Genomic DNA, 20342 nt, shown 5'->3' with positions numbered 1-20342 from the left:
CCTTGTCCGACGCCGTCGTGAGTCGGTTCCCGCCCGGAGACGCGGATCCAAAACGGCCGGAGGGTAGCGACGATTGCTTATAAACATCGACTGCGGCGGCGCGTACCGACGAGCGCCCGCGGGGCGCGAGTCGCACGCGCGAGGGAGTCGCGAGCGCCTTTATAAGGCGCGAGCGACGAGGCTGGGGAGGTGAGAGGTGCTGTGCGGTCGCTGTCGGGTGGGACTCAAAGGGGCAGCCGGGAGGGCCGCGGAGACGACGTAAGCACCGCAGGGAGCGAACGGAGTGAGCGACCGAGGAGCGCAACGAGTGTGCGCGGCCCTCCCGGCTGGGGCTTTGGAGGAGTTCTCCGCCGGTCCGTCGGCACTCGTTTATAAACGACCGGTTGGGGCGTTGGAGGTGTTCTCCGCGGCATCGCCGCTTGCTTATAAATATACCACTGCTCGATCCGAGTCACCGCACTCCCGCGCGTATCGACCGCAACCCCCTTCCCTCGGCCGGCCGCGGTGACTGGTATGCAACCGACGGGACACCTGCGGGGCGACGCGGTCCGCGTCGGCGGGGACGCCCGCCAGCGCTTCTACGACGCCCGGGGGTACGGGCGGCCGCTCGACGGCAACGAGATCGCGCTCTCGCGGGTCGAGGCCGCGCACCTGCTGTTCCGCGGCGACCTCTCCGGGATAACGCTGAGCGATGAGTCAGATCCCGTCGGCTTCGAGCGCTTCTTCGTCGCGAGCGCGGCCGCGGCCGACCGCTTCGCGGTGCGCTTCCTCGTCTACTCCGACCTGCGCGACCGCGGCTTCTACCTCTCGCCGGCCCGGGATCCGTGGCCGGGCGGCCGCGACGCGGAGAGCGACGCGGTCGACTTCGTCGCCTACGAGCGCGGCGAGACGCCCGACACGGGCAACGTGAAGTACCCGATCCAGGTCGTCGGCGAGCGCGAGTCCGTCGCGGCCGCGGAACTGGCCGGGCGCACCCTCGCGGTCGTCGACGAGGAGTCCGACATCACCTACTTCGCGGCCGAGGCGGGCGCCATCGACGGCGCGACCGACTACGAGCCCCCCGCCGACCTGCGGGGCGTGCTCCTCGCCGACCGCGTGGTCGTCTGGGACGCCCCCGAGGGCCTCTACGAGCGCGGCTTCTACGGGCGGCCGCTCACCGGGCGGGCGGCCGACGTGGAGGGCGCGCTCCAGCTCTCGCTGGTCGAGGCCGCGTCGCTGGCCGCGGACGGGCGGCTGTCGCTGTCGGCGTCGGTCGGAGACGCGGGGAACGACGGCAGCGTCGCGGACGCGGACTCCGGCGACGCGGCCGCCCGAGTCGTCGCTCGCGGCCGCGACGTGGAGGGCGAGCGCTTCGACCGTCGGCTCGCGATTTATAAGCGCCTCCGCGCGGCCGACGCGGTGCCGAAGACCGGCTTCAAGTTCGGCGCCGACTTCCGGACGTACCTCGACGTGGAGACGGTCGACGACCTCCCGCACTCCGAACACCTCGTTCGCGTCGTCGAGGCCGACCACGAGTTCTCGCCGCGCGAACTGTCGCTCGACGTGCGCCTCGCGGGCGGCGTCCGCAAGGAGATGGTGTTCGCGCTGACGGCAGTCGGCGGCGAGCACTCCGGCGACGACGCCGCCGACGCGCCGATCGGCGCCGACGTGGAGTGGCTCTCGGTCGACCGGCTGACGCCGTAGCTCAGTCCTCGATCTCGAATGGAACGACGTAGGTTCGATCGCTCGCCCTGAGCGAGAAGGCGTACTCGCCCGACCGGTGTAGCACCGCGTCGCGGCGGTCCGACGCGTCCGGCGCGGTCGGGTCGTAGCGGACCTCCCACGTCTCCGTCTCGCCCGGGGCCAGCTCCCGGACGGTCAGGTTGTGGGTGCCCGCCGGGGCGTTCGCGGCCGTCTCCCACTCGGGGGCGTCGGCTCCCCGCGCCGCGGCGTTCCGGAAGACGACCCATTGGTCCGGGTTGACCGGCACCGCTTCGTCCCCGACGTTCGTGGCGGTGACGCGGACGATATCCGCGTCCCGTTCGAGGGACAGCGAGAGGCCGCCCGCCCGTTCCTCCGGACACACCGGGTCGTCGACCCGCTCGCCGTCCGGTCCGATCGCGGGACAGGCCGGCGAACCGCCGGACAGGCAGCCGGTGAGAACGACGAGGCAAGCGACCGCGACGAGCGCGAGCCGAGGCATACCCGGGACGACCGCTCGCCGTTCAAAAATGGGTGCCGGAGGCTACAACGGTCGCTTGAACCACGGCTTCCGAGCGCGGACGTCGTCGGGAGAACGGGAGGTTTTTTCCGGCGGTGACGCCCTTCGCCACCCATGGACGATCCCTCCATGTTCCCGTCCGAGTCGGACGAGTACGACATCTCGACCGTCGACCTCAGCGACGACCGCTACGAGGTGAAACAGTCGCTGGTCCGGAACAAGTACACCGTCCGCGACAGCGCCGGAAACGTCGTCCTCCGCGGGAAACAGAAGATGTTCAAGCTGAAAGAGGAGTTCCCGTTCGTCACCGGCGACGACGAGGACGCCTTCTCGGTGAAGGCGGGCGGCATCGTCGACATCGGCGGCAACTACGCGATCATCGACGCGGGCACCGGCGAGGAGGTGGTCGTGCTGGACGAGGACTACTCGCTGTTCGTCGAGAACTGGACGGTCCGCGACCCCGAGACGGGCGAGGCGCTGGCGACGATCAAATCGAAGAACAAGCTGCTGTCGGGGCTCCGCCACCTCGTCGGCGCCGCGAACCTGATCCCGAACAAGTACGAGATATTCGACGCCGACGGCGGCCACGTCGGCGACATCGAGGGGCAGTTCTCGATGCGGGACGCCTACACCGTCACCATCGACGACGCGAGCGACGTGCCGAAGGAGGCGGTCGTCGCCGCCGCGTGCATCCTCGACGCCTTGGAGAACCAGTAGCGGCGGTCGGACCGTTTTGGACCCAGTCATAGGTCCGCAGAGGAGACATGCGAACACGCCTCGGCGGTAATCAAACGAGATGAGAAAAGAAGAGCGCGCGTACGAGATCGTCGTCGACCTCTATTTCGACGACGTCCTCGGATTCGACGCACTCGCCGCATCGATCGGCCAGCCGGACGCAGAAGCGGCTCGTGCCTCGAAGAAACTGCTTGACGACGGAGAGGCGGTTGCTGACGAATTAGCAGGGGTATAGAGACCCGATTCGGCGACCGACGTCGAGTCTTCGATTCGTCGGTGTGGTACCGATGCGTTTCGAACGTTCAATACCGGAGGCGCAGACCGCCTTCGAATCCGTCCTATTCGGACGCGAACTGGTACTACTCCCCGCCGAGCTTCGATTCGCCGACCGCGTCGTGGCCCTCGATGATCTCCGTCCCACCCATGTACGGCCGCAGCGCCTCGGGGACGGTGACGGTGCCGTCGTCGTTCTGGTAGTACTCCAGGATGGCGACGACGATCCGCGGGACCGCGAGCCCCGAGCCGTTCAGGGTGTGGAGGAACTCGGCCGACTCGTGGTGCTCCTCGCGGTAGCGGATCCCCGCGCGGCGCGCCTGGAAGTCCCTGAAGTTCGAGACCGAGGAGACCTCCAGCCAGCGGCCGCCCCGCTCCGGTCCCTCGTCCATGTCGTCGGCGGGCGCCCACACCTCGACGTCGTACTTCTTCGCCTGCGTGAACCCGAGGTCGCCGGTACACATCTCCAGGATGCGGTAGGGCAACTCGAGGCGGCGCAGCACTTCCTCGGCCTCGTCGACGAGCCCCTCGAAGCGCTCGTCGCTCTCCTCGGGCCGGACGAAGTTCACCATCTCCACCTTGTTGAACTGGTGGACGCGAACGATGCCGCGCGTCTCGGTGCCGTGCTCGCCCGCCTCCTGCCGGAAGTTCGGCGTGTACGCCTGGTACTTGAGGGGAAGGTCCTCGCCGAGCAGGATCTCGTCGCGGTGGAGGTTCGTGACGGGCACCTCCGCGGTCGGGAGCAGCCAGAGGTCGTCGTCGTCGTACTCGTCCTCGTTGGTGCCCTCCACGCGGTAGGCGTCCTCGGTGAACTTCGGGAGCTGGCCGGTGCCGCGCATCGACGCGGAGTTAACCGGGATCGGCGGGAACACGTCCTCGTACCCCTGCTCGCGGTGCACGTCGAGCATGAACTGGATCAGCGCGTGTTCGAGGCGGGCGCCGTCGCCCTTCGCGACGTAGAACCCGCCGCCGGCGACCTTCGCGCCGCGCTCGAAGTCGAGGATCTCGAGCTCCTCGCCGAGGTCGTAGTGGGGCTCGACCTCGTCCGGAAGGTTCCGGAGGTCGTCGAACCCCTCGCGGCGGCGCTCGACGTTCTCCGACTCGTCGGCGCCCACGGGGACCGACTCCTGCGGGATCTGCGGGAGTTCGAGCAGCGACTCCTCCAGTTCGGCCTCCAGCTCCTCGGCGCGCTCCTCGATCGCCTGAAGCTCGGCTTTGAGGTCCTGTGACCGCTCGATCGCCTCTTGGGCTTCTTCCTCCTCGCCGGCCGCCTTCAGCTCGCCGATCTTCGAGGAGACCTCGTTGCGCTCGTGTCGCAGGTCGTCGCCCCGCTGTTTCAGCTCCCGCCACTCCTCGTCGACGTCGAGTATCCGGTCGAGGTCCACGTCGACGCCCTTGTTGTCGAGCGCCTCGCGGACGACCTCGGGGTTCTCCCGGACGAACTGTCGAGACAGCATTTACCGGGAGTTCCGCGGGGCGACCCAAAACCGTATCGGAGCGTCGGCACCGATTCGCACGGAGCGGTGCGGTGGTCGGAACGTGAGGTGGTCGGAGCGTGCGGCCGGGTGAGACACACGCGAAAAACGGACGCCGAGCCGGGGCGTCGGGAGCGGTCCGACGTGACCGCCCGACTGGGGTGTCGGCCGATCCGGTGTCGGCCTAGTTAGTGATCACGTGAGCGACGCAGTCCTCGTCCACGAAGGCGCCGTCGGCGGACAGCTGGGCGCAGTTCTGGACGCCGTCGGAGCCGCCGGGGAACTGGTCGACCGGCGCGACCGCGACGGTCAACACGAGCGTCGGGAGACACTGACCCGCGCTGAGTCCGCCGCTGTTCGGGTGCGTGGCGGTGACCGTTCCGCCGCTCGCCGAGGCGTTCCAGCCGCTGCCGGACGCCGAGACGAACGATATCCCGCCCGGCAGCGTGTCGGTGACGGTGATCTGGCCGTCACAGGTCTGCTCTTGGAGCATACACACGTCGATCTCGTAGCTCGACTGCTGGCCGTACTGGAACTGGCCGCCGGTCGTCTTCTCGATGTTGAGCCCGTCACAGGAGGCCTGCGGGGGCTGGACCGGAACGCTGACGCAGCTTCGGTTGTTCCTGGCGTTGCCGTCGTCGCTCTCGATGCTCGCGCAGTTGCGAATCGCATCGCCGGTCTCGTCTATCGAGCCGATCTCGACTTCGAGGGCGAGCGTCGGGAGGCAGTCGCCCGCGGCCAAGCCGCCGCTGTTCTGGTGTTCCGCGCTGACGACGCCGCCCGACTCGCTGACCGACCAACCGCTCCCGCTTCCGCCGAGGAACGTCACGCCGCTCGGCAGCGCGTCGATAACCGGGACCGGTCCACGGCAGAGCCCGTCGCCGTCGTTACAGACGGTGATCTGGAACTCGGTCGTGTCGCCGGGCGCGACGCTGTCCGCCTCGTGGACCTTCTCGATGGACAGGTCGCAGTCGCCCCCGGTGCCCGTCGTGTCGATCGGGACGCTGACGCAGCTCTGGTTGTTGTCCGAGTTCGCGTCGTCGAACTTGATGCTCGCGCAGTTGCGGACCGCGTCGCCGGTCTCGTCTATCGAGCCGATCTCGACTTCGAGGGCGAGCGTCGGGAGGCAGTCGCCCGGGGCCAAGCCGCCGCTGTTCGGGTGTTCCGCAGTGACGACGCCGCCGGTCTCGCTGACCGACCAGCCGCTCCCGCTCCCGCCGAGGAACGTCACGCCGCTCGGCAGCGAGTCGACGACCGGCACCGAGCCGCGACAGCTCTCTCCGCCGACGTTGCAGACGGTGATCTGGAACTCGGTCGTGCCGCCGGGCGCGACCGCCTCACCGTCGTGTTCCTTCCGTATCGAGAGGTCACAGGCGCCGCCGACGGTGTCCGTGTCGACGGGGACGCTGATACAGTCGCGGTTGTTGGTCGAGTCCGCGTCGTCGCTCTCGACGCTCGCGCAGTTGCGGATCGCGTCGCCGGTCTCGTCTATCGAGCCGATCTCGACCTCGAGCGTGAGCGTCGGGAGGCAGTCCCCTGGAGCTAAGCCGCCGCTGTTCTGGTGTTCCGCGCCGACGACGCCGCCCGATTCACTGACCGACCAGCCGCTCCCGCTTCCGGCGAGGAACGCCACGCCGCTTGGCAGCGAGTCGACGACCGGGACCGGCCCTCGGCAGAGCCCGTCTCCCTCGTTACAGACGGTGATCTCGAACTCGCTCGCGCTACCGGGCACGGCGAGGTCACCGCGGTGCGCCTTCGATATCGACAGGTCACACTCGCCGGTGCTCGTGACCGGGACGGTGACGCAGTCGGTCTTGTAACTCAGGTTCGGATCGCCCTGTTCGACCGCGACGCAGTTGCGGACCGCGTCACCGACTTCGTCCGGAGATCCCACGTCGACCGCGAGGGTCAGCGTCGGCAGACAGTCCCCGGGGCTCAGGCCGTTCGCGTTGGGGTGCTCGCAGGTCACGACGCCGCCGCTCTCGGTACAGTTCCAGTCGGTCCCGGTGTCCCCGGCGTACGTCACGCCGCTCGGGAGGTCGTCCGTGACGGTCACGGTGTCCTCGCAGGTGCCGTCGCCGTCGTTACAGACGGTGATCTCGAACTCGGTGGCGGTCCCGTACGAGACGGTATCGCCGACGTGTGCCTTGGTGACGGAGAGGTCACACTGGCGAGGCGGCCAAGTACAGCCGGCCAGCGAGATCGCGCCGCCCACGCCGACCGTCTGAAGGACACGACGCCGGTTGATCGGTCGCTCGTCCGTCATCGGAGCCACCGCTTCTCCGAGGGGATCCGAGCGGTGCCGAGAGAGCGGCCCGTCTCACGGCCGCGCCCCTCAGAACTCGATCGGATTCGAGTTCGAGGCGACCGGGTCCGCGGGGATTGATCCCGGGGAGATCCGGGTCGATCGAGGCGTCTGTGAGCGGAGAGTCCGCTTCCGTTGAGCTGGTCTGTGGTTGTCATAGTCTGGCATGGAACCACACCCTACCGGGCAGTAAGTGTAGGATACAATTTATGAGTATTCTTATGATTAGGAAAGCACTCCATATATATCTATCGTCGGGGCAGAATACCGAGCGTCCCCGTTCCGCCACGACGGGTCGGACGTATTTGAGGGGAGTAACCGGCCACGGAGGCCGCCGCCTCCCGGTCAGGGGATCACGGTGAAGACGCCGTACAGCATGAACAGTGCGAGCGCGGCGACGACGACGCCCATCACGCGCATCATGAGGATCCGCGTGTCGCTCGGTTCGATTCGCTGCGTCGAGCGGTCGGGCGATCGGGTCTGCCAGCTCGTCATCTTTCGCGGGAACGCCGCCATCGTCAGCGCCCCGGCGGCGACGAGGAGGGGGACGGCGGCGAAGAACAGCCGAAACGGTGCGGGGAGCATGCGCCCGCACCTGTTCGCGCGAGCCAACAAAACTTACGGAGTCGAGCGATCCGCGGGCACCGGCGGCGGTCCCCCGGTGTGGCGCGGGAGCGCCGGCGTCAGTACCCGCCCGGTAGCGCCATCCCGACCGCGAGCGCGACGAGCGGGACCGCGGCGACGACCGCGTACCACAGTCCCGCGCCGCCGAGGAGGAGCCACGTCGAGGGGCCGTACCCGGTCGGGTCCCAGTCGAGCCCGAACCGCGGGAGGCCGGCCGCGGCGACCGCCGGTGCGACGAAGGCGACGAGGACGGTGCCGACCAGCGCCGTGGCGAGGAACCCCCCGCTCCAGGCGGGGCCCGCCTCGCCCGCCCGCGTGACCGTGAGCGCGACGCCGACGAGATACGGGACCGAGAGCGCGATCGAGACGCCGAGGTAGGATGGGAGGAGGCGCCCCGTCGGCGGCAGGGCGCGCAACAGCGCCCGGAGGCGCTCGGCGGCGAGGAACGGCGCGCATAACCCCGCAGCGACGAGGCCGGGGAAGAGGAACAGCGCGACCGTCCACAGCCACCCGACGACCGCGTCCGCGACGGCGGGAACTGCGAGGGAAGCGGCCGAACCCGAGATCGGGGGAACGGCACCTGAGAGGGCGGAGAGAGGAGGGACCATGCGAGAGAGAGCCGCCGCGGGCGACAAACCTCTTGCGGTGCCTTGTGGTGAGTCGCGGCGACCGCAGCCGACTCCTCCGCGCCGACCCGGAACCACCAGCGTTTATCCCGCTCGCCGCGACCGGCCGACAACGATGCTCATCACGGGCGCGACGCTGGCCGACGGCCGGGTTCGAGACGTGCGGATCGGCGACGACGGACGGATCGCCGCGGTCGCCGAGGGGCTCGGCGCCGACGCCGGCGAGCGCGTCCTCGAAGCGCGGGGCAGACACCTCCTCCCGGGCGCGGTCGACGTCCACGTCCACTTCCGCGAGCCGGGCGGGGGCCACAAGGAGACGTGGACGTCGGGGTCCGAGAGCGCGGCCGCGGGCGGCGTCACGACCGTCGTCGACCAGCCGAACACCTCGCCGCCCACCGTCGACGGCGCGGCGTTCGACGAGAAGGCCGCGCTCGCGGCCGACTCGCTCGTCGACTACGGCATCAACGGCGGCGTCACGGAGGAGTGGGACCCCGAGAGCCTCTTCGAGCGCCCCCTCTTCGCGCTCGGCGAGGTGTTCCTCGCGGACTCGACGGGCGACATGGGGATCGACGCCGACCTGTTCGCCGACGCGCTCGACGCGGCCGCGGCCCGCGACGTACCGGTCACCGTCCACGCCGAGGACGCGACGCTGTTCGACGAGTCGGCGCTCGACGGCGACCTCGGCGGCGTCGGCACGGCCGCGACCGCGGACGCGTGGTCCGCCTACCGGACCGCCGACGCGGAGTACGCCGCCGTCGAGCGCGCGCTCGCGGCGGCCGCCGACCGCGACGCGCGGGTCCACGTCGCGCACACCTCGACGCCGGAAGCGGTCGACGCCGTCGCCGAGGCCCGCGAGAGCGGGTCGACCGCGACCTGCGAGGTGACGCCGCACCACCTCTACCTCTCGCGGGAGCGGGCGCGCTCGCTCGGGACGTTCGGGCGGATGAACCCGCCGCTCCGCTCGGAGGAGCGCCGCGAGGCGCTGTTCGCCCGGCTCGCCGAGGGCGCCGTCGACGTCGTCGCGACCGACCACGCGCCGCACACGGTCGGAGAGAAGCGGCGGGGGCTCGTCGACGCGCCGAGCGGCGTCCCCGGGGTCGAGACGCTGTACCCGCTCCTCCTCGAATCGGCCCGGAACGGGGAGCTGTCGCTCGAACGCGTCCGCGACGTCGTCGCCGCGAACCCCGCCGAGATCTTCGGCCTCGACCGGAAGGGACGGGTCGCGGAGGGACGCGACGCCGACCTCGTCCTCGTCGACACCGCCGACCCGCGCGAGATCGAGGCCGCCGCGCTCCACAGCGCCTGCGCGTGGACCCCCTTCGAGGGGCTGCGCGGGGTCTTCCCCGAAGTGACCCTCGTCCGCGGCGAGGTCGTCTACGAGCGCGACCCGGCGACCGGGGCCGCGTCGTTCGGCGAGCCGGTCGGCCGGAACGTCAGGGAACGGTAGTCGCGCGCCGCGGGGAGTCCGCGGGGTCGCCGCCGACTGGGTGAAACGCCGAGACGCCGAGGACCCGAAACGCCGAGACGACGAAGCGCCGAGGACCCGAAACGCCGAAATCGGCCGCGACGAGCGGACCGCCGCCGGCGGAACGCATATGCCGTTGCTCGCCTTACCCGGGGTATATCGATGATCACGGGGAGCATTCGCACGGTCGTCTCCGGACGGGAACCCGACCCCGACGAGGACGACCGACCATGACGGACCCCGGAGAGTCGGGACCGCTCGGGGCCGGTCCCGCGGAGTCGGCGGACGCCGAGACGGAATCGACCGAGGGCAAGGGGACGGGCACGGCGGCCGGCACCGCCGCGGCGGTCGAGCCCGAGACGCCCGCGGACGTCGCGGCGCTCGCGGACCGGATCGTCGAGGAGGTCGAGGACGTGATCGTCGGCAAGCGCGACGCCGTCGAACACGTCCTCGTCACCGTGTTGGCGCGCGGCCACCTCCTCGTCGAGGACGTTCCCGGGGTCGGGAAGACGACGCTCGCGAAGTCGGTGGCGCGCTCGATCGACGGCTCGTTCAAGCGCGTCCAGTTCACGCCCGACCTGCTGCCCTCCGACGTCACCGGCGTCAACGTGTTCAACCGCCGGACCGACGAGTTCGACTTCCAGCCCGGCCCGGTGTTCGCGAACGTCGTCCTCGGCGACGAGATCAACCGCGCCCCGCCGAAGACCCAGTCGGCGCTGCTCGAAGCGATGGAGGAGAACCAGGTGACCACCGACGGGACGACCCGCGCCCTGCCGGACCCGTTCTGCGTGATCGCGACCCAGAACGACGTGGAGCCGGGACAGACGTACGAGCTCCCCGTCGCGGAGGTCGACCGCTTCACGAAGAAGATCCGCCTCGGCTACCCGGACACCGAGGAGGAGGCGGCGATCCTCGGGCGGCTGACCGGCGACCACCCGGTCGACGCGGTCGAGCCCGTGGCCACGATCGCGGACGTCCGACGGGCCCGCCGGATCGTCGGCGAGATCGAGGCCTCGGAGGCGGTCCGGGAGTACGTGGCCCGGCTGGCGGTGTTCACCCGCCGGAACGCGAGGCTCGGGGCGAGCCCGCGCGGGAGCCTCGCGCTGATCCGCGCGTCGCAGGCCCGCGCCGCGCTCGACGGCCGCGGATACGTGATCCCCGACGACGTGCAGGCCGAGGCGCCGACCGTGCTCTCGCATCGCATCCGGACCGAGTCGGGCGGGACCGACGGCGCGGACGTCGTCGACGACGCCCTCGACCGGATCCGCGTGGAGTGACGCCGATGACCCCGACGCTCCCCTCGTCCCGATGACCCCCGAACTCACCCGCCGGGGACGCGTCGCCGGCGTCGTCGGTCTCGTCGCGGCCGCCAGCGCGCTCGCCGCCGGCGGGCGCGCGCTCGACGCGATCGTGATCCCGGTCGCCATCGCGCTCGCGGCCGGCTACGTCCAGGTATCGCGCGTCGACGTCCCCGCGGTCCGCCACGTGACGCCCCCCGACGGGTTCGTCGGGGAGACGCGCGAGGTCCGCCTGGAGTTCGGCCCCGAGGCGGCCCGGGACGGCGAGGCGAGTGGCCCCTCGTTCCTCGCCGACGTACGCGTCCAAGTCGACGCGGGTCTCGAGGGGCCGACGGCGCCGATCCGGGCGGCCGTCGGCACCGAACCGGTGTCGTACGCCGTCGCGTACCGCGAGCGCGGCGAGCGGACGCTCGGTCCCGTCGACCTGACCGTGACCGACGTGTTCGGGCTCTTCGAGCGCGAGTTGGTCGTCGACGAGACGGACGCGGTGACCGTGTACCCGCCCCGGGACCCGGTCCCGACGCGGTTCCGCCGCGAGCTGTACGCGGCCGACGCGGTCGACGTGAGCCGCCGGCGCGAGGAGTTCGACCGCCTCCGGGAGTACACCCGCGGCGACGCGGTCCGCGACGTCCACTGGGCGACGACCGCGAAGCGCGACGAGATCGTCGTCAAGGAGTTCGCGGCCGAGACCGCCCGGAACCGGGTGACGATCGCGGGCGGCACGGAGGTGCGCGGCGGGGAGGCGAGAGGGCGCGGCGACCGCGACGGCCGGGAGCGCTCGGGGTTCGGCGCCGCCGCCCGCGGCGGCGACTCGGCGGCCGACCGCTCCGCGAGCGCGGCCGCGGCCGACGAGCTCGCCCGGGCGACGGCGAGCCTCGCGCTGGCGCTGCTCGACGACGGCGTCCCGGTCGACGTCCGGCTGCCCGGCGGGCGCGTCTCGGCGGCGCCGGGCGGCCGCGGCCGCCGCGAGGTGCTGGAGCTCGCGGCGCGGACCGGCCCGGGCGCGGTGACCGACGACGAGGCCGACGTGACGATCGTCGCCGACGCGGACGGCGCTCGGTTCCGCGCGGGCGACCGCTCCGTCTCGTTCGCCGACCTGCGCCGCGAGGCGGAGGGCGAGCGCACGACGGGCGACGACGCCGAGAGGAGGCGGGCCGACGATGCGGCGGACGGACGGGAGGTGGCGTCGCCGTGAGTCGGCGCCCGACCGTCCGGGAGCGCCTCTCCGGGGGCGGTTCCGACGAGGCCGACCGACGGCTGGCCGACCCGGCGGTCGTCGGCGTCGCGGTCGTCGCCGCGGCGTACCTCGCCGTGTTCTTCGAGGTGACGAACGTCGTCGGCGGGACCGGGCGGACCGCGGCGGTCGTCGCGCTCGCGGGGCTCGGCGGGCTCGCGCTGGCACGGGCCGTCGGCGAGCGGACCGCGCTGTGGCTGGCCGGGGCGCTGTTCGTCGCGGGGCTCGCGGGCTACTTCCTCGCCATCCCCGCGAGCCAGCGCGCGCTGTTCACGGTCCGGAGCGTCGCCCTGGACCTCCTCGCGCTGTCGACCGGGCTCTCCGTGCTGCGGCTTGCGCTCGCGGACGTCTGGGTGCTCGCGGTGGCGCCGGTGCCGACGTTCCTCGTCGGCTACTTCGCGGGGCGCGGGCGCCACGTCGCGGCCGCGGCGGTCGCGGGCGGGACCCTCGGCTTCCTCGTGCTCACCGGCGACGCCGGGACGGGCGCCGCGGTCGCCGGCGTCGTCGGCCTCGCGCTCGCGGTGGGGCTCTCCACGCTGTCGACCCCGAGCCGGCGCCGCGGCCACGCCGGCACGTTCGCGCTGGTGGTGGCGGCGATGGTCGTCGCGAGCGCGACGGTTACCGTGATCCCGGCGGGCGCGGCGGCGCCGCTGGGGCTCGACCGCGGCTCGGCGACGCTGGAGTCGAGCCTGAGCGGCGACGACGAGCTGGAGGTGGTCGGGTCGACGCGGCTCTCGCCCGAGGTCCGATACACGATCGAGAGCCCGGTCGAGCGGAACTGGCACACGGGCGCGTACGACACCTACACCGGCGACGGCTGGGTCCGGACCGGCGAGCGGACCGCGGTCAACGAGTCGCTGCCGGCCCCGCCGGGAGCGAACGACAGCGTCGAGACGACGATCACCGCGGAGACCGAGTCGAGCGCGCTCCCGGCGCCGTGGAAGCCGGTCTCGGCCTCTGGCGGGGGCGCGGTCGAGGCCGACGAGCGCGGCAGTCTCCGGCTCGCGAGCTCGCTCGAACCGGGCGATCAGGTGACCGTCGAGAGCCGCGTCCTCGACGCCGACCCCGCGACGCTCCGCAACGCCAGCACCGACTACCCGGCGGCGATCGAGGAGCGGTACACGCAGCTGCCCGAGAGCACGCCCGACCGGGTCGGCGAGCGGACCGAGGAGATCGTGGCCGCGGCGGACGCGGAGTCGCCGTACGAGCGGGCGGCCGCGATCGAGGCGTACCTGCGCTCGGAGTACGACTACTCGCTGACCGTCGAGGAGCCCGAGGGCGACGTGGCGGACGCGTTCCTCTTCGAGATGGACGCCGGCTACTGCGTGTACTTCGCGACGACGATGGCGGCGATGCTCCGGTCGCAGGGCATCCCCACGCGGTTCGAGACCGGCTACACGCCCGGCGAGCGGGTGGGCGACGACGAGTACGTCGTCCGCGGACAGAACGCCCACGCGTGGGTGTCGATCTACGTGCCCGACCACGGCTGGGTGGCGTTCGACCCGACCCCGTCCGACCCGCGCGACGAGGCCCGAGAGACGCGACTCGCGGAGGCCCGCGCCGACGGCGCCGAAGACGTCGACACCGAGGCGTCCGCGCCGGACGCGGCGACGGAGACCGAGCCGGACGAGACCGACGCGGAGGCGACCGACGATCCGCGGACGCCGACTCCCGGTGCGGGCAACGTGACGAGCGGAAACGAGACCGCCGCGGGAGAGGCGAGGACGCTCGGCCCCGGTGGCATCGCGCAGCTCGACGGCACGCAGACGGGAACCGCGCCGTCGACGGCCACCGGCCCGGCAGCGGGGACCGGGGCGAGCGGGAGCGACGGCCCGTTCGACCCGCTCCCCGACCCGGAGACCGCGCTCTACTGGTTGATCGTCGCAGGGCTCGGCGTCGCCGGCGTTCGGCGGACCGGCCTCGCGGGCCGTGCGGGCCGGCGGATCGGTCCGTTGCTCCCGCGGCGGCCCGGCGACCCCACCGCGGACGCCGAGCGGGCGTTCGCCGACCTCGAACGCCTCCTCGCCGAGCCCTACCGCGAGCGGCGACCGGGGGAGACCCCGCGGCGTTACGTCGACGCGGTCCGGACGCTCGGGGCGGACGAGCGCGTCGAGATCATCGCGGACGCGTACGAGCGCGCCGCGTACGCCGGATCGGTGACCCGCGACGAGGCCGACGCGGCCCGCCGGGCCGTGCGCCGCCTCGCTCTCGAACGACTGCCGCTCATCGGGCGGTTCGTCCGCTGATCGGGGGGCTTCCCGACACTATTTAATACGGGCATCGTGTAGATTCGGGCTGTAATGTCGGAAGTCTGCTCGACGTGCGGACTGCCCCAGGAACTCTGCGTCTGCGAGGACGTCGCGAAGGAGTCCCAGCAGATCAGCATCCGCATCGACGAGCGCAGGTACGGTAAGGAGGTAACGGTCATCGAAGGATTCGACCCGAAGGACGTGGACCTGAGCTCCCTCTCGTCGGATCTCAAGTCGAAGTTCGCCTGCGGGGGCACCGTCGAGGACGGCGCCATCGAGCTCCAGGGGAACCACTCGGGTCGCGTGGAGGACTTCCTCCGCGACAAGGGTTTCAACGTCGCGTGACCGTCACCTGACCGTCCGCCGTCGAGCGTCGGTTCTCCGCGCAGTTTTTCACCGTTTTCCGTCGCCGAGCGACGGCCCCGTCCGTCTCACGCGACCACGGCGGCTCGCCCGACGACGAACGCGGCCGCCGCCAGGAAGGTGCCGTATTTAAACCGTCGCTGCGCGGCGGCGGGGTCTGAGAAGCTCTCGTAGGTCGCGTACAGCATGACCGCGTCGGCGACCGCGACGACCGCGAGGTAGGCCGCGCCGAGCGTCCCGGAGCGGTACGGCAGCGGGCTGACGGCGACGGCGACGACGAGCGCGGCGGCGCCGATCCGCAGCGCCGTGCGCTCGCCGACCGCGATGGGGAGCGTCGCGAGCCCCTCCTCGCGGTCGCCGGCCACGTCCTCGACGTCTTTGATCACCTCGCGCGTGAACGTCGAGAGCCCGGCGAGCGCGGCGAGGACGAGGACCGCACGCGGATTCCCCGCGGCGGCGCCGCCGAACAGGAACGTCGAGCCGACGAGGTAGGCGACGAGGGCGTTGCCGAGGCCGGGCGTCCCCTTAAAAATGCTCGTGTAGGTGACCAGGGCGACGAGGTTCACCGCGGCGATGGCGATCGCGAGCGGCGGGAGGGCGACCGCGGCCGCGACGGCGACGGCGAACCAGACGGTCGCGGTCGCGAGTGCGCCCCGGGGCGAGACGGCGCCCCGCGGGATCGGCCGGTCGGGGCGGTTGACCGCGTCGATCTCGCGGTCGAAGTAGTCGTTGATCGCGTTGCCCGCGGCGACCGCGAAGGCGGTGGTCACGGCCGCGAGCGCGGTCGGGAGGGCGGCGCCGCTCGCGCCCGCGACGAACGCGCCGGTGGCCGTGAGGGCCCCGGCCGCGACGCAGTTGCCGAGGCGCGCGAGCTCGACGATACCGCGGAGCGTGTCTCGCACGTCGTCCGCGTACTCCCGCCCGCGAGGAATAAACGGTGCGGGATCGGTCGGGGGCCGCGGTAGGCGACGGGGCGTCAGTCGTCTCGTCGTCGCGGAGGCGTCTCGTCGTCGCGGAGGCGTCTCGGCGTCGCGGAGGCGTCTCGGCGTCGCGGAGGCGTCTCGGCGTCGCGGGGGCGTCTCGGCGTCGCGGGGGCGCCTCGTCGTCGCGGGGGCGTCGCGAGGGCGTCGCCCCTTCCCGAATGTGTTCGCCCGGCCTCGGACGGTTGTCGGTCGGTCTGCCACGAACGTTTATCAGGTCCGAAATGAAACACACGGACATGGCCAAAGGCTTAGACGTCGGCACGATGAACATCCTCTCCGGACGGCAGGAGGGCGCGGAGACGGTGTTCGTACAGCAGCGCAACTCGTTCGTCGAGATCGAGTACAGCGACATGGCCGAGCAGATGCTCTCGCGCAGCGAGGTCCTCCACATCCGGAAGGACGACAAGGTGTACGTCGTCGGCGACGACGCCCTCAACTTCGCGAACATCTTCAACAAGGAGACCCGCCGGCCGATGCAACACGGCATCCTCTCCAGCGAGGAGGCGTCGGCCATCCCGATGATCAAACTGATCACCGAGCAGGTCGTCGGCGAGCCCTCGAAGCCGAACGAGCGGCTGTTCTACTCCAGCCCCGCGGACCCCATCGACTCGCCGCTCACGACGCTGTACCACGAGAAGACGCTGGAGTCGATGCTCGGCGACATGGGGTACGACCCCGAGCCGATCAACGAGGGGATGGCGGTCATCTACTCCGAGCTCGCCGACAACAACTTCACCGGCCTCGGGATCTCCTTCGGCGCGGGGATGACCAACGTCTGTCTCGCCTACTACGCGGTCCCCGTCATGAAGTTCTCCATCGCCCGCGGGGGCGACTGGGTCGACGAGCAGACCGCGCAGGCGACGGGCACCCCCGTCGACAAGGTGACGAGCATCAAAGAGGACGACTTCGAGCTCGACTTCCGCACCGACGTGGGCGGCGTCGAGGGCGCGCTCGCCATCTACTACGAGAACCTGCTCGACTACGTCATCGAGAACATCTCCCGCGAGGTCGACGAGGAGGACGTCGAGGAGGGGCTGGACGTGCCCGTCGTCGTCACCGGCGGTACCTCCAGCCCGAACGGCTTCGAGGACCTGTTCGCCGACCACCTCGCGGACGCGAACATCCCGTTCTCGATCAGCGGCGTACGCTCGGCCGACGAGCCGATGTACAGCGTCGCCAGCGGCGCCCTCGTCGCCGCCCGCTCCGAGGAGGGCGAGGACGACTCGGGCGCCGCCGAGGAGCCCGCGGCCGAGGAGGCCGTCCCCGAGTCAGAGGACTGAGGCGCGGGCGAGCGGCCGCCGACTTTTTCCGACCGACCGCCGCGCCGGATCCCGGGAATCCGCCGAAAAGTAAAACCGACGCCGTCCGTAGCGGCTGACATGTCTGACGCCGCCGGCGCCGACGGCGACCGTCGCCTGCGAGTCGACCTCGACGTCGATCCGACCGGCGACCGCCCTTGTCCGATCGTCTCCGAGGCCGACGAGGCCGCCGCGGTCGCGGTCAACGCGGTCGGCGACGAGTGCGTCGTCGACGTGACGACGCCGGAGGGCGAGGTGCGCCGCGGGACCGGCGAGGTCGACGCGGACTGCCTCTGTCACGCGTTCGGGCGGCTCGGCTACGTCCCGCACTTCCGGCGCGTCGAGGACGGGACGATCCTCGTCACCGCGTACGTCGACGACCGGGGCGCGGTCCGCCGCCTCGTCGAGGAGCTCCGCGAGGTCGTCGACCGGGTGCGGCTCGTCCGGCTCGCGGTCGTCGAGGGGCCGGACGCGACCGAGCAGGTCACGTTCGACCTCTCCGCGCTGACGCCGAAGCAGCGCCGCGGGCTCGAGCTCGCGGTCGTCCGCGGCTACTTCGACGACGACCGCGACGTGCGCCTGAGCGAACTGGCCGACGAGCTCGGGATCAGCAAGTCCGCGCTCTCCCAGCGGCTCCGCACCGCGCAGGCGAAGCTGGTGACGGACGTCTTCGACGGCGCCGAGCGGTGAGACCCTCTTGAAGCGATGGACCGGTAAAGCGGGACGCCGAGGGGGCGCGGTCGCCTCGGTCCGCCCATGAGCGACGACGACCCGCCGGCCGTCGAGCCGGTCCGAGACGACGCCACCGTCGAGCTCGTGCGCGACGCGATCGGCGTCGCTCGCGGCGAGGTGCCCGCGAAGCGCTTCTCGGCGAAGTACGGCACGGAAAGGGAGTCAGGGACCGCCGGCGACGAGGAGTAGGGACCAGCGGCGGCCGCGCGGCCCGGTGCGGCTCAGTCGTCGGCGGGCGCGGACCGGTCGGCGCCGTCGATCCGCGCGAGCGCCTCCTCGCCGGCGCGCTCCGACTCGGTGAGGTAGCACTTCGGGTCGGGCGCGAACGGGTCGCCGTGCGCCGAGAGCGCGCGGAGCCGCGAGCCGCCCCGGCAGATCGACTGGTACGCGCAGTCGGCGCAGCGACCGGAGAGCCGCTCCTCCCGCTCGCGCAGCCCGGCGAGGAGCGGGTTCGACTCGTCGGACCAGATCGCGCCGAACGAGCGGTCGCGGACGTTACCCGGCGAGTACCCCTGCCAGAACTGCGTGAGGTGAACGTTGCCGACGGGGTCGACGTCGGCGACGCGCTCGCCGGTCGGGTCGCCGCCGTTGCGCCGGAGATACTGATAAATGAGCCGGGCGCGGTCGGTCCCCATCTCGCGGTCGGCGTACTCGACGAGGTGGCCGGCGTCGGCGTAGTTCCCGACGAGCAGCGTCTCAATCTCCTCGCCGGCCTCGTGGTACTCGCGGGTGAGGTCACAGAGGTCCGTGACCGCTTTCCGAGTCGCCTCGGGCGAGAGGTCGACGTTCGAGATGTCGGCGCCCCGGCCGCCGTAGTCGAGGTGGTAGAAGCAGAAGCGGTCGACGCCGACGTCGACGAGCAGGTCGACGACGCCCGCGAGGTCGTCGACGTTGTGCTCGGTGATCGTGTACCGGAGCCCGGTCTTGAGCCCCACGTCGAGGCAGGCCTCGATGCCGCGCACGGCGGCGTCGAACGCGCCCTCCTCGCCGCGGATACGGTCGTTGCGCTCGGGGAGCCCGTCGACCGAGACGCCGGCGTACTTCAGCCCCGCCTCCTTCAGTTCGCGGGCGCGCTCGCGGGTGAGGAGCGTGCCGTTCGTCGAGAGCACCGGCCGGATCCCGCTGTCGTCTGCGTAGTCGATCAGCTCGGGGAGGTCCTCGCGGACGAGGGGCTCGCCGCCGGAGAACAACAGGACTGGAACGCCGAACTCGGCGAGGTCGTCGATGAGCGCCTTCCCCTCGGCGGTCGACAGCTCGTTCGGCGCGCCCTCAGTGTCCGCGCCCGCGTAGCAGTGCTCGCAGTAGAGGTTGCACCGCTTCGTGGTGTTCCAGACGACGACCGGTCGCCGCTGTTTCTCCTCGGTGATCTGCGGCTCCTTCGAGCCGTCGGCCGCGTCGTAGCGGAGCCCGTCGCTCTCGGCGTCGAGCCCGCACAGCAGCTTGCTGACGGAGATCATCGCGACCCCTCCGAGGACGGCTCCCCGGCGTCGCCCCCGTCGTCGACCGGCGCGCTGCCGCACGCGACCGTCGGCGTCCCCTCGGTCTCCTCGTAGACGCGCGGCTCGTCGGGGTCGTCGGACGACTCGTCGCCCCCCGCCTCGTCGCTCGCGAGCGACTCCTCGGAGTAGCGGGACACCTCCGCGGCCGGACACACCCACACGTCGCGGGCGTACCACGCGAAGAGCTTGCTCGCCTCCTCGTGGGCGGCGTCCGGCGTCGGCGCGGCGACGGTGCCGACGTGGCGGAGCGGGTCCGACTCCTCTTCGCGGACGAACACCTCGAACCGGCGACCGTCGGCCGACCGGGGCCCGTTCGCGTCCTCGCCTCGGTCCGTCTTCTCGACCATACCCCCGATACGGACGGTCCCCCGAACGGGGTTTCGCGCGTTCTCACAGCCGCGAAATTCGGCCGAACAGGTTCGGGCGATGGGGGCGGCTCGGTCGCCGCTCGGGAGGGGCGCGACGAGCGGCGGACGACGAACGGCGGAGCCGCCGCTACCGAAGCGGGGAGAGATGCGAGGACCGCAGGCGGCGCGATCCCGCGTGAGAACGGCCAGTCACCGCAGGAGAGTGCCGATCAGATGACGCGGTTCTGCAGGTAGTCGAGGTGTTTCGCGTTGTAGACGATCTTGACCTCGTCGGTGGCCGGGCTGCCGATACAGGTGAGGCGGACGTTCTTCTCCTCGACCTCCTCGTCGGAGAGGATCTGCTGCATGTCCATCTCGATGTCGCCCTCCTTCACAATGGACGCGCAGTTCGCGCACGCACCGGCGCGGCACGAGAAGGGCCAGTCGTAGCCCTGCGCCTCGGCCGATTCGAGGATGTATTCGCCCTGGTTCACTTCGAGGGTGCCGTAGTCCTCGGCGTCGAGGTCGGCGTCGGCGGCCTCCTCGAAGAGGTTGTCGTCGTCCATCGACCAGCCGTGGTCGTCGAGCACTTCGTAGTTGAGGTATTCTACTGTGGGCATCACCTGTCGGTTTGAT

General features: G+C 71.4%; 20 protein-coding genes. 11 read left to right on the top strand and 9 right to left on the bottom strand.

Translation table 11 applies throughout. The features are described from left to right. Nucleotides 1-513 precede the first annotated feature (513 nt). On the top strand, nucleotides 514-1683 hold the full coding sequence (endA, locus tag C470_RS12615; protein ID WP_008367706.1) for a tRNA-intron lyase: 1170 nt from the start codon (nucleotides 514-516) through the stop codon (nucleotides 1681-1683). Between the two features lies 1 nt (nucleotide 1684). Here the strand turns inward: endA and C470_RS12610 are convergent, their stop codons facing one another. Further along, complete coding sequence (locus C470_RS12610; protein WP_008367704.1) at nucleotides 1685-2182, bottom strand: hypothetical protein; 498 nt, start codon at nucleotides 2180-2182, stop codon at nucleotides 1685-1687. A 132-nt stretch (nucleotides 2183-2314) separates the two neighbouring features. Here C470_RS12610 and C470_RS12605 point away from each other — a divergent pair, with 132 nt between their 5' ends. Both C470_RS12605 and C470_RS16160 read left to right on the top strand, forming a co-directional pair. Further along, complete coding sequence (locus C470_RS12605; RefSeq protein ID WP_008367703.1) at nucleotides 2315-2917, top strand: hypothetical protein; 603 nt, start codon at nucleotides 2315-2317, stop codon at nucleotides 2915-2917. Between the two features lie 79 nt (nucleotides 2918-2996). Then, entirely contained in the window at nucleotides 2997-3170 is a 174-nt protein-coding gene (locus C470_RS16160; RefSeq protein ID WP_008367701.1) for a hypothetical protein, read from the top strand. A 124-nt stretch (nucleotides 3171-3294) separates the two neighbouring features. Here C470_RS16160 and serS read toward each other — a convergent pair whose 3' ends face one another. The 4 genes from serS to C470_RS12585 form a co-directional block, all read right to left on the bottom strand. Then, nucleotides 3295-4665 carry a serine--tRNA ligase gene (gene serS / locus C470_RS12600; protein ID WP_008367699.1) on the bottom strand — a complete coding sequence of 457 codons (1371 nt, stop codon included), beginning with the start codon at nucleotides 4663-4665 and terminating at the stop codon, nucleotides 3295-3297. A 202-nt stretch (nucleotides 4666-4867) separates the two neighbouring features. Beyond that, nucleotides 4868-6949, bottom strand: coding sequence for a DUF11 domain-containing protein (locus C470_RS12595; protein ID WP_008367698.1), 2082 nt, complete (start codon nucleotides 6947-6949; stop codon nucleotides 4868-4870). A gap of 384 nt (nucleotides 6950-7333) precedes the next feature. Beyond that, nucleotides 7334-7573 (bottom strand): hypothetical protein, encoded by a 240-nt coding sequence (locus C470_RS12590; RefSeq protein ID WP_008367696.1) that lies wholly within the window; start codon nucleotides 7571-7573, stop codon nucleotides 7334-7336. Nucleotides 7574-7671: 98 nt separating this feature from the next. Continuing rightward, nucleotides 7672-8220 (bottom strand): hypothetical protein, encoded by a 549-nt coding sequence (locus C470_RS12585; protein ID WP_008367694.1) that lies wholly within the window; start codon nucleotides 8218-8220, stop codon nucleotides 7672-7674. A 133-nt stretch (nucleotides 8221-8353) separates the two neighbouring features. On the opposite strand from C470_RS12585, the gene C470_RS12580 reads away from it, so the two are divergent. The 5 genes from C470_RS12580 (at nucleotide 8354) to yciH (ending at nucleotide 14829) form a co-directional block, all read left to right on the top strand. After that, the gene (locus tag C470_RS12580) at nucleotides 8354-9685 is read left to right on the top strand and encodes a dihydroorotase (protein ID WP_008367693.1); all 1332 of its coding nucleotides are present in this window, start codon (nucleotides 8354-8356) and stop codon (nucleotides 9683-9685) included. Nucleotides 9686-9933: 248 nt separating this feature from the next. Next, nucleotides 9934-10980, top strand: a complete 1047-nt coding sequence (locus C470_RS12575) for an AAA family ATPase (protein ID WP_007996732.1) — start codon at nucleotides 9934-9936, stop codon at nucleotides 10978-10980. Between the two features lie 31 nt (nucleotides 10981-11011). Beyond that, the gene (locus C470_RS12570; protein ID WP_008367688.1) at nucleotides 11012-12196 is read left to right on the top strand and encodes a DUF58 domain-containing protein; all 1185 of its coding nucleotides are present in this window, start codon (nucleotides 11012-11014) and stop codon (nucleotides 12194-12196) included. Beyond that, nucleotides 12193-14481 carry a transglutaminase TgpA family protein gene (locus C470_RS12565; RefSeq protein WP_008367686.1) on the top strand — a complete coding sequence of 763 codons (2289 nt, stop codon included), beginning with the start codon at nucleotides 12193-12195 and terminating at the stop codon, nucleotides 14479-14481. Before C470_RS12570 ends, C470_RS12565 begins: the two co-directional genes overlap by 4 nt. Before the next feature lie 54 nt (nucleotides 14482-14535). Then, entirely contained in the window at nucleotides 14536-14829 is a 294-nt protein-coding gene (gene yciH / locus C470_RS12560) for a stress response translation initiation inhibitor YciH (protein ID WP_004596695.1), read from the top strand. 86 nt (nucleotides 14830-14915) lie between these two features. On the opposite strand, the gene C470_RS12555 is transcribed toward yciH, so the two are convergent. Further along, complete coding sequence (locus tag C470_RS12555; RefSeq protein ID WP_004596697.1) at nucleotides 14916-15749, bottom strand: geranylgeranylglycerol-phosphate geranylgeranyltransferase; 834 nt, start codon at nucleotides 15747-15749, stop codon at nucleotides 14916-14918. A 317-nt stretch (nucleotides 15750-16066) separates the two neighbouring features. Between C470_RS12555 and C470_RS12550 the strand changes: the two genes are divergently transcribed. The 3 genes from C470_RS12550 (at nucleotide 16067) to C470_RS15955 (ending at nucleotide 18049) form a co-directional block, all read left to right on the top strand. Beyond that, on the top strand, nucleotides 16067-17110 hold the full coding sequence (locus C470_RS12550; protein ID WP_049897957.1) for a hypothetical protein: 1044 nt from the start codon (nucleotides 16067-16069) through the stop codon (nucleotides 17108-17110). Nucleotides 17111-17209: 99 nt separating this feature from the next. Continuing rightward, on the top strand, nucleotides 17210-17818 hold the full coding sequence (locus C470_RS12545) for a helix-turn-helix domain-containing protein (protein WP_008367684.1): 609 nt from the start codon (nucleotides 17210-17212) through the stop codon (nucleotides 17816-17818). A 66-nt stretch (nucleotides 17819-17884) separates the two neighbouring features. Then, nucleotides 17885-18049: a hypothetical protein gene (locus C470_RS15955; RefSeq protein ID WP_159358823.1), complete on the top strand. Its 165-nt coding sequence runs from the start codon at nucleotides 17885-17887 to the stop codon at nucleotides 18047-18049. 32 nt (nucleotides 18050-18081) lie between these two features. Here the strand turns inward: C470_RS15955 and C470_RS12540 are convergent, their stop codons facing one another. The 3 genes from C470_RS12540 to fer form a co-directional block, all read right to left on the bottom strand. Further along, entirely contained in the window at nucleotides 18082-19317 is a 1236-nt protein-coding gene (locus C470_RS12540; RefSeq protein WP_004596704.1) for a TIGR04347 family pseudo-SAM/SPASM protein, read from the bottom strand. Beyond that, nucleotides 19314-19706, bottom strand: coding sequence for an Htur_1727 family rSAM-partnered candidate RiPP (locus C470_RS12535; protein ID WP_004596707.1), 393 nt, complete (start codon nucleotides 19704-19706; stop codon nucleotides 19314-19316). Before C470_RS12535 ends, C470_RS12540 begins: the two co-directional genes overlap by 4 nt. 230 nt (nucleotides 19707-19936) lie before the next feature. Beyond that, nucleotides 19937-20326 carry a ferredoxin Fer gene (fer, locus tag C470_RS12530; RefSeq protein ID WP_004596710.1) on the bottom strand — a complete coding sequence of 130 codons (390 nt, stop codon included), beginning with the start codon at nucleotides 20324-20326 and terminating at the stop codon, nucleotides 19937-19939. Nucleotides 20327-20342 lie beyond the last annotated feature (16 nt).

The organism is Halorubrum distributum JCM 13561 (assembly GCF_000337395.1).
Classification (GTDB): Archaea; Halobacteriota; Halobacteria; order Halobacteriales; family Haloferacaceae; genus Halorubrum; species Halorubrum distributum.
Note: the sequence above shows the minus strand (reverse complement) of the source record. Positions and strands in the feature narration are given on the sequence as shown.